This window comes from Streptomyces sp. NPDC111628 (assembly GCF_055635195.1).
The window spans coordinates 1223561-1236157 of the sequence record NZ_JBVKBZ010000002.1 but is presented as its reverse complement, the minus strand read 5'-3'; the positions used below and the strand labels follow the sequence as shown (position 1 = coordinate 1236157).

11 protein-coding genes are annotated in these 12597 nt (G+C 71.1%); 7 read left to right on the top strand and 4 right to left on the bottom strand.

The annotated features are described in order from the left end of the window. The first annotated feature begins 22 nt into the window (after positions 1–22). The 7 genes from ACZ7MF_RS13305 (at position 23) to ACZ7MF_RS13275 (ending at position 7304) form a co-directional block, all read left to right on the top strand. A complete protein-coding gene (locus ACZ7MF_RS13305) occupies positions 23–898 on the top strand; it encodes an SGNH/GDSL hydrolase family protein (RefSeq protein WP_471476680.1) in 876 nt (291 codons plus the stop codon). Positions 899–929: 31 nt separating this feature from the next. Beyond that, entirely contained in the window at positions 930–1886 is a 957-nt protein-coding gene (locus ACZ7MF_RS13300) for a GlxA family transcriptional regulator (protein ID WP_471476678.1), read from the top strand. 134 nt (positions 1887–2020) lie between these two features. Then, positions 2021–3019 carry a type I glyceraldehyde-3-phosphate dehydrogenase gene (gene gap / locus ACZ7MF_RS13295; RefSeq protein WP_385970044.1) on the top strand — a complete coding sequence of 333 codons (999 nt, stop codon included), beginning with the start codon at positions 2021–2023 and terminating at the stop codon, positions 3017–3019. A 49-nt stretch (positions 3020–3068) separates the two neighbouring features. Further along, positions 3069–3566, top strand: a complete 498-nt coding sequence (locus tag ACZ7MF_RS13290) for a peptidylprolyl isomerase (RefSeq protein ID WP_356860831.1) — start codon at positions 3069–3071, stop codon at positions 3564–3566. Positions 3567–3716: 150 nt separating this feature from the next. Next, complete coding sequence (locus ACZ7MF_RS13285) at positions 3717–5195, top strand: glutamate-cysteine ligase family protein (protein WP_471476674.1); 1479 nt, start codon at positions 3717–3719, stop codon at positions 5193–5195. A gap of 39 nt (positions 5196–5234) precedes the next feature. Continuing rightward, on the top strand, positions 5235–6068 hold the full coding sequence (locus ACZ7MF_RS13280; protein WP_471476670.1) for a class II glutamine amidotransferase: 834 nt from the start codon (positions 5235–5237) through the stop codon (positions 6066–6068). 297 nt (positions 6069–6365) lie between these two features. Then, positions 6366–7304, top strand: a complete 939-nt coding sequence (locus tag ACZ7MF_RS13275; RefSeq protein ID WP_471476666.1) for a TauD/TfdA dioxygenase family protein — start codon at positions 6366–6368, stop codon at positions 7302–7304. Between the two features lie 50 nt (positions 7305–7354). On the opposite strand, the gene ACZ7MF_RS13270 is transcribed toward ACZ7MF_RS13275, so the two are convergent. The 4 genes from ACZ7MF_RS13270 to ACZ7MF_RS13255 form a co-directional block, all read right to left on the bottom strand. Continuing rightward, the gene (locus ACZ7MF_RS13270) at positions 7355–9175 is read right to left on the bottom strand and encodes a glycoside hydrolase family 2 protein (protein ID WP_471476663.1); all 1821 of its coding nucleotides are present in this window, start codon (positions 9173–9175) and stop codon (positions 7355–7357) included. A gap of 66 nt (positions 9176–9241) precedes the next feature. Further along, positions 9242–10141, bottom strand: coding sequence for a carbohydrate ABC transporter permease (locus ACZ7MF_RS13265; protein ID WP_471476662.1), 900 nt, complete (start codon positions 10139–10141; stop codon positions 9242–9244). Positions 10142–10143: 2 nt separating this feature from the next. Next, positions 10144–11085 (bottom strand): carbohydrate ABC transporter permease, encoded by a 942-nt coding sequence (locus tag ACZ7MF_RS13260; protein ID WP_471476659.1) that lies wholly within the window; start codon positions 11083–11085, stop codon positions 10144–10146. Positions 11086–11106: 21 nt separating this feature from the next. Then, positions 11107–12480: an extracellular solute-binding protein gene (locus ACZ7MF_RS13255; RefSeq protein WP_471476656.1), complete on the bottom strand. Its 1374-nt coding sequence runs from the start codon at positions 12478–12480 to the stop codon at positions 11107–11109. Between the last annotated feature and the right edge of the window lie 117 nt (positions 12481–12597).

Genomic DNA, 12597 nt, shown 5'->3' with positions numbered 1-12597 from the left:
CCTCCCGAAGAAGAGAGAGCACATGCCGAAGCATGCCCTTCGCCGTGTCATGACCGCGACAGCAGCTGCCGTCGCCACGCTGGCCCTCGGCCTCACGGACGCCACCGCCCACGCCGCACCCGACACGCTGGACTACGTCGCCCTCGGCGACAGCTACAGCGCCGGCTCCGGCGTCCTGCCCGTCGACCTCACCAACCTGCTGTGCCTGCGTTCGACGGCCAACTACCCCCACGTCATCGCGGACGCGACGGGCGCCCGCCTCAAGGACGTCACCTGCGGCGCCGCGCAGACCGCCGACTTCACGCAGGCCCAGTACCCGGGCGTCGCACCCCAGTTGGACGCGCTCCGCACCGACACGGACCTGGTCACGCTCACCATCGGCGGCAACGACAACAGCACGTTCATCAACGCCATCACGGCCTGCGGCACGGCGGGTGTCCTCAGCGGCGGCAAGGGCAGCCCCTGCAAGGACAAGCACGGCACCTCCTTCGACGACGAGATCGAGGCCAACACGTACCCCGCGCTCAAGGAAGCGCTGCTCGGCGTCCGCGCCAGGGCTCCCCACGCCAGGGTGGCGGCCCTCGGCTACCCGTGGATCACCCCGGCCGCCGCCGACCCGTCCTGCTTCCTGAAGCTGCCCGTCGCCGCCGGTGACGTGCCCTACCTGCGGGCCATCCAGGCGCACCTCAACGACGCGGTCCGGCGTGCCGCCGAGGAGACCGGCGCCACCTACGTGGACTTCTCCGGGGTGTCCGACGGTCACGACGCCTGCGCGGCCCCCGGCACCCGCTGGATCGAACCGCTGCTGTTCGGGCACAACCTCGTTCCCGTCCACCCCAACGCCCTCGGCGAGCGGCGCATGGCCGAGCACACGATGAGCGTCCTCGGCCTGGACTGACCTCCGGTCACGGCCCGCGTACGCTCGTGTCGTGACGTCCTCCCGCCTGCGCCGCGTCGCCGTCCTCGTCCTGGAGGGCGCGAAACCCCTCGACGTCGGCATTCCCGCGCAGGTCTTCACGACGCGCGCGAGCATGCCGTACGAGGTACGGGTGTGCGGCGCGGCGCCCGGCCTGGTGACCGGCGGTGACGGCCTGTCGTACCACGTCGCCCACGGCCTCGACGCCCTGGCGTGGGCCGACGTGGTCTTCCTCCCCGGTTACCGCTTCCCCGACGTCGAGGACCCGCCGCGGACCGTCATCGACGCGCTGACGGCGGCCCACGACCGGGGCGCGCGGCTCGCCGCCATCTCCACCGGCGCGTTCGCGCTCGCCGCCACGGGCCTGCTCGACGGCCGGCGGGCCACCACGCACTGGCACTACACCCGGGCGCTCGCGGCGAAGCACCCGGGCGTGCGGGTCGACGAGAACGTGCTGTTCGTCGACGAGGGCAGCGTCCTGACGTCCGCGGGCGCCGCCTCCGGCATCGACCTGTGCCTGCACATCCTGCGCGGCGATCTCGGGGTTGCCGCGTCCAACCACGCGGCCCGGCGCCTGGTGGCGGCCCCCTACCGCAGCGGCGGTCAGGCCCAGTACGTGCCGCGCAGCGTGCCGGAGCCGCTCGGCGAGCGGTTCGCCGCCACCCGCGAGTGGGCCCTGCGCCGGCTCGACGAGCCGCTCACCCTGGAGGCGCTGGCCCGGCACGCGGCGGTGTCGGCGCGTACCCTCTCCCGGCGCTTCGTCGAGGACACCGGGTACACCCCGATGCAGTGGATCATGCGGGCCCGTCTCGACCGGGCCCGTGAACTGCTCGAACGCTCCGAGCGCGGTGTCGAGCAGATCGCCGCCGACGTGGGCCTCGGCACCGGCGCCAATCTGCGGCTGCACTTCCAGCGCATCCTCGGCACCACGCCCAGCGAGTACCGGCGCACCTTCGCCCGGGGCGAATAGCCGGGCCGCGCGGCGTCACCCTCTCCTGGCGTGATCCTTTCGAACCGTGGCACTCACGCCGCTGCCACCCGCCCCCGGCGTGCGCGAGCCTGGTGGCGAAGGACCTGGTGGCGAAACGAAGGGACACACCACTCATGACTCGCATCGGCATCAACGGATTCGGCCGCATCGGGCGCAACGTGCTGCGCGCACTGCTCGAACGCGACACGAAGCTCGAGGTCGTCGCCGTCAACGACCTCACGGAGCCCGCCACCCTGGCCCGTCTGCTCGCCTTCGACTCGACGGCCGGCCGGCTCGGCCGCCCGGTGACGGTCGACGGGGACACCCTGGTCGTCGACGGGCACCGCATCAAGGTGCTCGCCGAGCGCGAGCCGGCCCGGCTGCCCTGGGCCGAGCTGGGCGTCGACCTCGTGCTGGAGGCCACCGGCCGTTTCACCTCGGCCGACGCCGCCCGCGCCCACCTCACCGCGGGCGCGCGGAAGGTCCTGGTCAGCGCGCCGTCGAGCGGTGCGGACGTGACGCTCGCGTACGGCGTGAACACCGACGCCTACGACCCGGCCGCGCACACCATCGTCTCCAACGCCTCCTGCACCACCAACGCCCTCGCGCCGCTCGCCGCGGTGCTGGACGACCTGGCCGGTATCGAGCACGGCTTCATGACGACGGTGCACGCCTACACGCAGGAGCAGAACCTCCAGGACGGCCCGCACCGCGACGCGCGCCGCGCCCGCGCCGCCGGGGTGAACATCGTGCCGACCACGACGGGCGCCGCCAAGGCGATCGGGCTGGTGCTGCCGGGCCTCGACGGCAAGCTGTCGGGCGACTCGATCCGCGTGCCGGTCCCGGTGGGCTCGATCGTCGAGCTGAACACGACCGTCGCCCGCGACGTGACGCGCGAGGACGTCCTGGCGGCCTACCGCGCCGCCGCCGACGGCCCGCTCGCCGGGGTGCTGGAGTACTCGGACGACCCGCTGGTCTCCTCCGACATCACCGGCAACCCGGCCTCGTCGATCTTCGACTCGGCGCTGACCCGCGTGGACGGCCGGCACGTCAAGGTGGTCGCCTGGTACGACAACGAGTGGGGCTTCTCGAACCGCGTGATCGACACCCTCGGGCTGCTCGCCACACGCTGAACGGGCAGCCGGTTCGGCATCACCGGGGGTCACAGGTCACAATGGTGCGATGAGCAATTCCAAGGTTTACTTCGACATCGACATCGACGGCCAGGATGCGGGCCGCATCGTCTTCGAACTCTTCGAGGACGTCACCCCCAAGACCGCCAGGAACTTCCTCGAGCTGGCCACCGGCGAGCACGGCTTCGGCTACGCGGGATCCCCGTTCCACCGTGTGATCCCGCAGTTCATGCTCCAGGGCGGTGACTTCACCAACGGCAACGGCACCGGGGGCAAGAGCATCTACGGCGAGAAGTTCGCGGACGAGAACTTCCAGCTGAAGCACACCGAGCCGTACCTCCTCTCCATGGCGAACGCGGGTCCGAACACCAACGGCTCGCAGTTCTTCGTCACCACCGTCCCCACCCCGTGGCTGGACGGCAAGCACGTCGTCTTCGGCAAGGTCGTCGAGGGCACGGGCGTGGTCGACAAGGTCGAGGGCTACGGCTCCTCGCCCGCGGGCAAGACGTCCGCGAAGATCACGGTGCGCGCGTCCGGCAAGCTGTAGGGCCTGATCGGTCCGACCGGGACCTGAACCGACGGGGGGCCACCGCACACGGTGCGGTGGCCCCCCGTTCCGTCCCGTCTGGTGGGGTGCGCCGGGTGGTGCGACGCTGGGGTGGAGGAGCGTCCGAGGAAGGCAACCCCGGGAGGACCGATGGGACGGGACGTCCCGGCGCTGGTCTTCACCCGCGAGGACCGCCGCCGCTACCGGATCAAGATGCAGGAGTGCCTCGAGGCCTTCGCGCAGATGCTGCGCGAGTCGCGGTTCGAGACCGAGCGGCCCCAGGTGGGTCTCGAGATCGAGCTCAACCTGGTCGACGACCGGGGCGAACCCGCGATGCGCAACAGCGACGCCCTCGAAGCGATCGCGGACCCCGCCTGGTCCACCGAGCTGGGCCGGTTCAACCTGGAGATCAACATCCCGCCCCGGCAGCTGACGGCGGGCGGCCCCGACGCCTGGGAGACCGAGATCCGCGCCGCTCTCAACCACGCCGAGGACCGCGCCGCGTCGGTCGGTGCCCATCTGATCATGGTCGGCACCCTGCCCACGCTGCGCCAGTCGGACGTGGGCGAGGCGGCCCTGTCGGAGAACCCGCGCTACCGGCTGCTCAACGACCAGGTGTTCGCCGCCCGGGGCGAGGACCTGCACATCGAGGTGGACGGCGTCGACCGTCTGCGCACCTACGCGGACACGATCACGCCCGAGGCCGCCTGCACCAGCACCCAGTTCCACCTCCAGGTCGCCCCGGAGGAGTTCCCCGACTACTGGAACGCCGCCCAGGCCATCGCCGGTGTCCAGGTCGCCCTCGCGGCCAACTCGCCCTTCCTGCTCGGCAAGGAGCTGTGGCACGAGAGCCGCATCCCCCTGTTCGAACAGGCCACGGACACCCGGCCGCAGGAGATCAAGGCCCAGGGGGTCAGGCCCCGGGTGTGGTTCGGGGAGCGCTGGATCAACAGCGTCTTCGACCTGTTCGAGGAGAACCTCCGCTACTTCCCGGCGCTGCTGCCGCTGTGCGACGAGCAGGACCCCGCCGAGACCCTCGACCGCGGCGACATCCCGGAACTGGGCGAACTCACCCTCCACAACGGCACCATCTACCGCTGGAACCGGCCCGTCTACGCCGTCGCCCACGACAAACCGCACGTCCGCGTCGAGAACCGCGTCCTGCCGGCCGGCCCGACCGTCGCCGACACCCTCGCCAACGGCGCCTTCTACTACGGGCTCACCCGCGCCCTGGTGGAGGAGGAGCGGCCGGTGTGGTCGCGGATGTCCTTCTCGGTCGCCGAGGACAACCTGCACACCGCCGCCCGGCACGGCATCGAGGCACACCTGTACTGGCCCGGCGTGGGCGAGGTGACGGTGCCCGAGCTGGTCCTGCGCCGGCTGCTGCCGCTGGCGCACCGGGGCCTGGAGCTGTCCGGCATGGACTCGGCCTGGCGGGAGCCGCTGCTCGGCATCATCGAGCAGCGGTGCGTCACCGGCCGCAACGGCGCGGTGTGGCAGAAGGAGATGTTCCACCACATCGACGCCGGCGCCCGGCCCGGCCGGCACGAGGCGCTGCGCCGGATGACCCGGCAGTACATGGACTACATGCACCTCAACGCCCCGGTCCACACCTGGCCGGTCGACTGACGCCCGGGCGTCCGGGACTACTAGGGAGGCGACGGAGCGATGTGCCGATGGCTCGCCTACTCGGGGACACCCGTCCTCCTGGAGTCCCTGCTCTACCAGCCCGAGCACTCGCTCATCGACCAGAGCCTGCACGCCCGCATGGGCGTCGAGACGACCAACGGGGACGGGTTCGGCGTCGGTTGGTTCGGGCCGGAGATGCACACCCCCGCCATCGTCCGGGAGGTCGGGCCGGCCTGGAGCAACCGCAACCTGCGGGAGATCGCGAGCCATGTCCGCTCGCCCCTGTTCTTCGCGCACATCCGGGCCTCGACGGGCAGCCCGGTGCAGCAGACCAACTGCCATCCGTTCCGCCACGGCCGGTGGATGTGGATGCACAACGGCGCGATCGCCGAGTTCCACCGGCTGCGGCGGGACCTCGCGCTGGCCGTCGATCCGCGGCTCTTCCTCGACATCGAGGGGTCGACGGACTCGGAGATGATGTTCTATCTGGCGCTCACCCTCGGCCTGGAGGACGATCCTCCCGCCGCCGTGGCCCGGATGGCGGGGCTGGTGGAGGAGATCGGCCACGAACACGGCGTGGAGTCCCCGCTGCAGATGACGGTCGCCGTGACCGACGGGCGCCGGCTGTGGGCCTTCCGCTACTCCAGCCAGGCCCAGTCGCGGTCGCTCTACTACAGCAGCCGGGTGGAGAGCCTGCGCGCGCTGCATCCCGGACTGCCCTTCCTCAAGGAGGCGTCCGACAGCACCCGGCTGATCGTGTCGGAACCCCTGGGCGACCTGCCCGGCGTGTGGAACAAGGTGCCCGAGAGCAGCTACGGCGTCGTCCAGCCCGAGGGGGACGACCTCCTGCCGTTCGCTCCCCTCCCCGCGTGATCCCATTGACACGGGCAAGGAAAGATCACACAATCGGTGCCATGACCACATACCGGTTCGGCACCACGGCGGAGTGTCCCCGCGTGCCCGAGCGGACCGGCTGTGAGCGTTCCGGCCTTTAACGGCCTTCTCGGCACCGACCGTCCGACGCCCCTCGCGTCGTAGCCCGTCGGCATTCTCTCCGGTCCACGGCCCGGAGCACCCGTAGCACCCCACGTTTCCCCGGCCGTTCGGCGTGGCCTCGTGCCGCCCCCGGTCCGGATCCCACGCGTACCGTCATACAAGGGGAGGACTCCCATGTCCGTCACGTCCGTCGGTCCGAGCACCGTCCTGCGCGAAGCACGCATTCCGGGGGACGGAATGTACGAGGGCAGGCGCACGCTGCGCCGGCTGCCCGAGGGCTGGGAGGAGCGGCCCTACGAACTCTTCGAGGTCGTGCCGCAGGCTCGCACCATCGGCGCGGAGATCCGCGGAGCCGACCTCTCCCGCCCGCTCCCGCCCGCGCTGCGCGAGGAGTTGAACCGTGCCCTGCTGGAGTGGAAGGTGCTGTTCTTCCGCGGCGCGCACCTCACCTCCGACCAGCAGCGCGACTTCGCGGGCAACTGGGGCGCGCTGGAGACCAACCCCCTGCTCGCCGCCGGTTCCAGCGACGACGTCGTCCGGTTCGACAAGGGCGACGGGGCCGTGCCGACGTACGAGAACGTGTGGCACACCGACGTCACCTTCCGCGAACGGCCCGCGCTCGGCGCGGTGCTGCAACTGCGCGAGGTGCCGCCGTTCGGCGGCGACACCATGTGGGCGGACATGGCCGCGGCCTACGACAACCTGCCCCGAGAGGTGCGGGAGCGCATCGACGGCGCCCTGGCCGTCCACGACTTCATCCCCGGCTTCGCACGGTTCTACGGACCCGAGCGGCTGCTGCCGCACCAGGATCTCCTCCCGCCCGTGGAGCACCCCGTCGTGCGCACCCACCCCGAGACGGGGCGGCGCATGCTCTTCGTCAACGCCTCGTTCACCACCCGTATCACCGGCGTGGACCGCGACGAGAGCGACCGGCTGCTGCGGTTCCTCTTCCAGCAGGCGCACGTGCCCGAGTACCAGGTGCGCTGGCGCTGGCAGCCCGGCGACGTCGCCTTCTGGGACAACCGCGCCACCCAGCACTACGCGGTGGGTGACTACGGGTCCGAGCGGCGGGTCGCCGAACGCGTCGCCATCGAGGGCGACCGGCCGTTCTGATCCGCGCGTACGGGGCCGGAGGCGGCGCTTCGCCTCCGGCCCCGTACGGGCTACGCCTCCGGCTGCTCGATGGCCGCCGGGCGCAACTGGGCGGCGCGGACCCGGGCGATGTCGAGCTTCTCGCCCCGGTCGAAGCGGTAGATGCCGTTCTGCTCCTGGAAGACGTCGGTCAACTGGGTGTAGCAGTAGCCGAACATGTCACGGTCGCCGAGGAGGACCTCGGTGAGGCCGGCGAACCGCTCGTGGAACTCGTCCTCGCCCCGGACGCGTTCCCCGTAGCCCCAGGAGACGGTGCGGTCCTCGCCGGACTGCGCGGCGGCCGCCTCCGGGTCCCACCAGATGCCGCCGAACTCGCTGACGAAGTACGGCTGGCCCCGGTACGGCTGGGAGTAGGGGGCACCGCTCTCGTGGGCGTTGACGAACGGCGCGTCCTTGGCGAGGCCGGACATCAACTCCCGGAAGGCGGCGGGATCCTGCTCGTAGTTGTGGGAGTCGTAGATGTCGGTCTCGGCGACCCGGTGGGCGTAGCCGGACGCGTCGACGACGGGGCGGGTGGTGTCCATGGCCTTGGTGGCCAGGAACATCGCCCGGGTCACGTCGTCGAGCCGGGTGATCCGGTCGTGCAGCTTCTGGTAGGTCTCGTTGAGCGGGCACCAGCCGATGATCGAGGGGTGCGAGTAGTCGCGCTCCAGCGCCTCCAGCCACTGGGCGACGTAGGAGGCGTCGGGCTTCTGGTTGTCGCCCGAGGAGCCGCCGGTCTCGCAGCCCCAGTCGCCGAACTCGCCCCAGACCAGGTAGCCGAGGCGGTCCGCGTGGTGGAGGAAGCGCTCCTCGAAGACCTTCTGGTGCAGCCGGGCCCCGTTGAACCCGGCCGCCATGGCCAGCTCGATGTCCCGCACCAGGGCCGCGTCGGTGGGGGCGGTCATCAGCCCGTCCGGGTACCAGCCCTGGTCGAGGACGAGGCGCTGGAAGACGGGGCGGCCGTTGAGCAGGACGGCCTTGCCGCGCAGTCCCACGGAGCGCAGTCCGGCGTAGCTCTCGGCGCTGTCGACCACCTGCCCCGCGGCGTCGAGGAGTTCGAGGCGCAGGTCGTACAGGTGCGGGTCCTCGGGCCCCCACTCGCGCCGCCGCTCGTCCGGCACCGGCAGGTGCAGGCGCGGGGCGAGGTCGAGGTCGGCGCGTGCCTCGGCGCGGCTCACCTCGCCGTCGGCGTCGCCGAGGACGGCGCGGACCCGGTGCCCGGGACGGTTGCCGGACAGGGGCAGTTCGAGGTGGAAGGCGGAGCCGGCCAGGTCGGGGGTGATGCGGGGGCGGCGCAGGTGCGTCTCGGGGACGGGCTCCAGCCACACGGTCTGCCAGATGCCGGTCACGCGGGTGTAGTTGCAGTCGTGGTTGGCGTACTTGATCGCCTGCTTGCCGCGGGCCTGCGGGCCGGACTTGGGGTCGCGGGCCCGGACGGTGATCACGACCTCCTCCCCCGCCCCGGCGATGTCGCCGAGGTCGGCGGTGAAGGGCGTGAAGCCGCCGCGGTGCCGGGCGACCTCCCTGCCGTCGGCCCACACGGTGGTGTCGTGGTCGACGGCGCCGAAGTGCAGCAGGACGCGGCGGCCGGCCCAGGCGGCGGGCAGGGTGAGGGCCCGCCGGTACCAGACGGCCTCCAGGAAGTCGGTGTCGCCGATGCCGGACAGTTCGGACTCGGGCGGGAAGGGGACGAGGATCTCCTCACGCAGCTCGCGGTCGAGCAGACCGCGTTCGAGGCCGCTGTCCCCCCGGTCGGTCTCGAACTGCCAGGCGCCGTTCAGGTTGAGCCAGTCGCGGCGCACGAACTGCGGTCGCGGGTACTCCGGGCGCGGTACGGAGTGAGTGGGCACACATGCTCCAGTCGATCGGTGGGCCGGGCGCGCGAACGCCGAGCCCGTGGGTACAGCTGTGAGGGTTCAGGAACCGCCGAGGCCGGTGGTGGCGACGGAGTTGACGATGCGGCGCTGGAAGAGGAGGAAGACCACGATCAGCGGCAGCGCGGCCAGCAGGGCGGAGGCCATGGACTGCGCGTACTGGATGCCGTAGGCGTCCTTCACGGTGGCCAGGCCCACCGGGAGGGTCATCAGGTCGGGGTCGTTGGTGACGATGAACGGCCACATGAAGTTGTTCCAGGCGCCGATGAAGACGAAGATCGCCACCGCGGCCACGATCGGCCGGGAGAGCGGCAGCACGATCGACCGGAAGACCCGGAACTCGGAGGCGCCGTCGATGCGGGCCGCCTCCTCCAGTTCCCTCGGGACGGCGTCGAAGAACCGCTTGAGGATGAAGACCATCATCGGTGCGACGACCTGGGGCAGGATGACCGCCGCATAGGTGTCGACCAGGTTGAACAGGGTCATCTGGTCGAACAGCGGCACCACGAGCAGTTGCGGCGGGACCATGATGGCGGCGACGGTGACACCGAGCAGCCCCCGGCGGCCGCGGAAGGTGCCGCGGGAGAAGCCGTACGCGGCGAGGGTGGAGACCGCGACGGTGATCAGCGTGACCAGGGCGGAGATCAGGAAGCTGTTGAAGGCCCAGACGGTGACGTTGCCGCGTTCCAGTATCTGCTGGTAGGCGTCCAGGGTGAAGGCGCCCTTGAACGGGGACAGCCCGGTGGTGTTGATGTCCTCTTCGCTCTGCACCGAGGTGATGACCGCCCAGACGAACGGCAGCAGCCACAGGACGGCGAGGACGACGAGCGCGGTCCCGGCCAGGACGCGGGGCAGCCTTCCGTGGCCGAGGAGCAGGGGCGAACCGGTCGCTTCGCGGGGTGGACGGCGCCGGGTACCCAGGGTGGTGGCGGTTGCGGACACGGTCAGTCCTCCCGGCGGAAGAGGCGGAGCTGCACGAGCGAGACGAGGACGATCAGGGCGAAGAAGAGGTAGGAGACGGCGGAGGCGTAGCCCAGGCGGTAGCCGGTGAAGCCGACGTCGTAGACGTACTCCAGGACCGGCCGGGTGGAGCCGTTGGGTCCGCCCTTGGTGAGGATGTAGATCTGGTCGAACACCTTGAGGGAGGCCAGCACCTGGAGCATGGCCACCAGACCGGTGGTCCTGCGCAGTTGGGGCAGGGTGATGGACCACAGGCGGCGCCAGGCACCGGCCCCGTCGAGTGCCGCCGCCTCGTCGAAGGTGGTGGGCAGGGACTGGAGCGCCGCGAGGTAGAGCAGGAAGTTGAAGCCGACGGTCCACCAGACGGTGAGCGCGGCCACCGACCACATGGCGACGGACTCGTCGGACAGCCAGCCGACCGGCGCCATGCCGAGGGTGTCCAGGAGCTGGTTGGCCATGCCCAGTTCGGGCTGGTAGAGCCAGGTCCAGATCATGGTCACGACGGTCACGGGCAGCAGGTAGGGCGCGAAGAACGACAGGCGCCAGGCCCACTGCCCGGCGAGCCCGCTGTGCACCAGCAGGGCCATCGCCAGCGCGACCAGCACCAGCGGGACGCTGGAGACGACGGTGAAGAAGACGGTGTTGCCGAGGCTGCTCCACACGTCCGGATCACCGAACGCCTCGGTGTAGTTGTCGAAGCCGACGAAGCTCGTGTCGCGCAGGGCGAGCGAGCTGTCGGTGAGGCTCATCCAGAGCCCCTGCACGATCGGCCACACCATGAAGAGGCCGAACACGAGCAGGAACGGCAGGACGAACACGAGCCCGTTGCCGGTGCGTATGCGGCCGAGGACGGAGCGGCGGCCGCCCGGTGGCACGGTGGGCGAGGCGGTCCGTTCCTCGGCGCCGAGGGGTGTGGTGGTGGTCACGTCGGTCACTCCTTTCGCTGGTCAGGCCACCGGGTTGGGCTGCCGCAGCAGGGTGTCCGCCTCGCGGACCATCTGCCGCACCGCCTTCTCGGGGGTGGTGTCGCCCAGCAGCGCCGACTGGAGCGGCTGGCACATCCGGTTCTGGAAGTTGGAACCGGCGCCCGCGAACCAGTTGGGCGGGTCGAGCACCGCCACCTCGGCGGCGTCGGCGTAGGAGGACTGGGGGTCGAGTGCCGCGTACTCGGGCTCCGCGAGGACGGGCTGGTAGGCGGGGATGTGTCCGGCGCTCGCCCAGGTGAGGCTCTGCTTGAGTATCTGCGCGACGTACCGGTGGGCCTCGCGGCGCCGGGCCGGGTCGGGGCTGTCCTGGTGCGGGAGGACGAAGCTGTGGCTGTCGGTGTAGACGGCCGGCTTCTCGAAGACCTGCGGGAACGGCGCGGCGCCCAGCTCCATGCCGGACTTCTTCAGCGTCGGCAGCTCCCACTCGCCGAGCATCGCCATGCCGCCGCGTCCGCTGCTGAACGCGGCCAGCGCGCCGTTGTAGTCCAGGTTGTTGGGGTTGGTCTTCCCGTCGAAGAGCCGCGTCATGAGGGTGACGACGCGTACGGCGGCGTCGACGTCGATCTTCGGGGGACCGCCGTCCGGCAGGTCGAAGGCGGCGCCGGTCTGTGCGTAGAGCCCGGCGAACAGGCGCCAGTTCTGTGCCGTGTCGGTGACGTGGCCGAACAGGATGCCCGCTTCCCCGGTTGCCTCGGCGAGGGCCTTGCCCGCGTCCAGCAGGGCCTCGGGGGATCCCATGGGGGCCAGTTCTCCGGAGGTGTCCAGGAGTCCGGCCTTCTCCGCGGCCTTCTTGTCGTAGAACACGATGAAGGGGTGGACGTCCAGCGGGATCGCGTAGACGGTCCCCTCGTGCCGGGTGCGTGACCACACTGCCGGGGTGAAGTCCTGCTCCGTGACGCCGTACTGGGCGAGCAGGTCCAGGTCGAAGGCGTCCACCAGGCCGCCGGGGGCGTAGCCCGCCAGCCGGGACAGGTGCATGGCGGCCACGTCGGAGGCCCGGCCGCCGGCCGCGGACATGGCGAGCTTGGTGTAGTACGACGGGCCCCAGTCCAGGATCGTCCGGTCGATCTCGAAGCCCTTGGCTCCCCCGGCCCCCTTGGACACGGCCTCGATCATGTCGTCCATGAGCATTCCGTCGCCGCCCTGGAAGAGGTCCCAGACACTCAGCGCGGACGCCCCGGAGGCCGAGGCCGGTGACGCGCAGCCGGACAGCGGGCCCGCGGCGAGCAGGGCTCCCGCCCCGGCCATGGCGTGACGCAGTATCCGGCGGCGGCTGGGGCGGCGGACCGGGTCGGACACGGCCGGCACCCCCTGGGCGGGCAAACGGGAACTCATCGCGGACCTTTCGACGGCCGGAGCTCATGCGGTGGCTCGTTTTTACATCGATGTACATTGGCTGTAAAGAGCTGAGGGAAAGCGGACCTGCGCCGAAGCGCTCCCCGCGCCGGGACA